Raw genomic sequence first — 2,873 nt, 5'->3', positions numbered from 1 at the left:
TAATAACGGGGTGTTTTTTCACCGATCTCATAAGCCGCGATTGAACGTTTGGACACGCCCACCTGATCAGCGAGTTCCTGCTGTGTGATCCGAAGCGTCATTCTGGCTTCTCTGACCTTATCTGCGAAACTTTTCATGTCCCGTATCCTTTCAAAATTCATCTTAATTGCATTATGTACATTTTTCCTGTTGACAATGGTTCATCATTAGGCATAGAATATCGGTGAACCAAGTGAACATATAGTTAGTATATGTTCATTCAGAAAGTTTGTCAATAGTCCTATTGAAACGGGTGATGAAATGGAACGGGCAATCCTGCACAGCGATTTGAACAGTTTTTATGCATCGGTGGAGATCATGCTGAATCCACGTCTGAGGGGTAAAGCAATTGCGGTCTGCGGCTCCACTGAGGATCGACATGGAATCGTGCTGGCGAAGTCGGAGCTCGCAAAGAAAGCAGGTGTCAAGACTGGCATGGTGAATTGGGAAGCAAGGGCGTTATGTAAAGATCTTTTGGTCATACCTCCACAGTACGAACAATATTTGAAATATTCAAAGCTGACGCAGGCAATCTATAACCGATATACTGATTTGATCGAGCCATTCGGCATGGATGAGTGCTGGTTGGATGTTACGGGCAGCAGAGGGATATGCGGGGACGGCATGACTATTGCTGAAGATATCCGTCAAACAGTACGTGAAGAACTAGGGATGACCGTCAGCATCGGTGTCTCATTTAATAAAATTTTCGCAAAACTGGGTTCGGATATGAAAAAGCCTGATGCGATCACGCAGATCACCGACAGCGATTTCAGAAAGAAAGTGTGGCCGCTTCCTGCCAGTGATCTGATCTACTGCGGACACGCCACGACCGCTAAGCTCGCCAAGTATGCCATCTATTCCATAGGAGACCTAGCCATTACCGACCCAGAGTTTTTAAGGAGACTACTCGGCATTAACGGCATTGCGCTTTGGCACTATGCCAACGGAACCGACAGGTCACGAATCATGCATAGAGACTTCGTTTCCCCAGTGAAGTCCATCGGACATGGAATCACTTGTGTCTGCGATCTGGAGAACGATGAAGAGGTTTGGAAAGTGATCTTGGAGCTCTCGCAGGATATCGGCCACCGACTTCGGGTTCATGAGTTATCGGCAAAAGGTGTACAGGTCTCCGTACGGAGTAATGATCTGCTTGGTTTTCAATTTCAAAATAAACTGCCTTTTAAAACACAGCTCCCATCTGAGATTGGTGCCGCTGCACTTCATCTTTTTAAAGATAACTATCAATGGACGACAAATGTTCGTGCGGTCACGGTTCGTGCTATCAATCTTGTTCCGAAAGACGAATCCGAACAGCTTTCATTTTTTCGCGATACAGCCCGTATTGACAGACGCGAACGCCTTGAAGACACCGTGGAAAGCATTCGTAGCCGATTCGGGAATAAGGCGATCACTTATGCGGTCTTGATCGGCGATTTGAAGATGCCAGGCGATGGCAGGCACCTTGCGAAAATGCCTGGTCTGATGTATCAGTGATCAATGATTTTTGTTTTTTGCAACTTGCCTGTTTTTCCACAGTAATTGATTATGTTTTTTACATCAACACATTCGCCAAGGTATTATACTAGTAACTGTTGTTGACCCTGTAATCTATTGAATTTACTGAGCTTTGTGCTGCTCAAAATCGATTCTAAACATATCTCTTTGATTTCTCGGAAATTAGTTAGTAGAATTTATCATTAACAGAAAGGTGATGGTCCAATTCGGTAGAGACGCAAAAAAATTTACTGATTTGGGGATTCGTCAAAAATTGTAACACTAGTCCTGTTTTTACATGTATACTCCTTGCATTTCCTAAAATCATAGTGTATTATGATGTTACTTGAATTTTAAGATTATTAAAAAAGGAGAAAAAAATGACTCTGAAAGAAAAGGTACTCATTGAATTGGAAAAAGGCGCAATGTCAGATCGTGAACTTACAGATCGATTGCTCGGTGTTAATGCCCCACAGCAAAGTATAAATCAAATATGCAGACATCTTGCCGAGAAAGGCATTATTGCTAGAACTTCCCCTCCGATTAAAAACATTCTCAAGACACAAGGGTATATTCCTCTAGAAACAAAAAAATTAAATGATAGTCTTATGAGTGAAGAAAGCATTAAGAATCTATTAAATATCTATCTCCAGGAAAATGGTTGGCAAACGGTAGTTGCATGGGGCGGTACTCATGGAATTGATATCGATGCTCATCGCAATTCTGAAAGATGGATAATAGAAGTGAAGGGCTGTGGTTCTCGTAATGCAATGCGTGTGAATTATTTTCTTGGTATTCTTGGTGAATTGCTTCAACGGATGGACGATCCCAATGCAAGATATAGTATTGCTTTACCTGATTTGCAACAGTACAAGAATCTTTGGTCACGACTACCTGATCTCGCCAAACAGCGTACGGGAATTGACATCATATTTGTTGCAGAAGACGGCAAAATTAATTTCGCAAAATAAGTGTCAGATTAATCCTCGTGATCTTTAAGACTATAAATGCAATCTGACAACTCAAAAATTTAGCGCACATTTAGCGCACAAGAACACGATAACGTGCGCTAAATTGCAAAAGATTACAATAAGTTGAAAATTATAAACGGCATATGAAAGCCGTTTAGCGGAGATTATAAAAGATTACAAAAGGATGATTGCTCAACTCATAACCCGAAGGTCGCAGGTTCAAATCCTGCCTCCGCAACCAAAAACAAAAGTGGGACTTGTACCCGCTTTTTGTTTTATCTTAAACTTAGGATTTGAACCTTTCAAACTCCTGCCTCCGCAACCAAAAACAAAAGTGGGACTTGTACCCGCTTTTTGTTTTAT

General features: G+C 41.8%; 2 protein-coding genes. Both read left to right on the top strand.

The window, feature by feature from the left end; genetic code table 11:
- Positions 1–300 precede the first annotated feature (300 nt).
- Positions 301–1,539: a DNA polymerase IV gene (locus tag PK629_06520; protein HOP11125.1), complete on the top strand. Its 1,239-nt coding sequence runs from the start codon at positions 301–303 to the stop codon at positions 1,537–1,539.
- A 380-nt stretch (positions 1,540–1,919) separates the two neighbouring features.
- Complete coding sequence (locus PK629_06515; protein ID HOP11124.1) at positions 1,920–2,510, top strand: hypothetical protein; 591 nt, start codon at positions 1,920–1,922, stop codon at positions 2,508–2,510.
- Positions 2,511–2,873: the final 363 nt, after the last annotated feature.

This window comes from Oscillospiraceae bacterium (genome assembly GCA_035380125.1).
In the GTDB taxonomy this organism is placed as follows: Bacteria; Bacillota; Clostridia; order Oscillospirales; family JAKOTC01; genus DAOPZJ01.
This window is presented reverse-complemented; position numbering and strand designations above follow the sequence as displayed.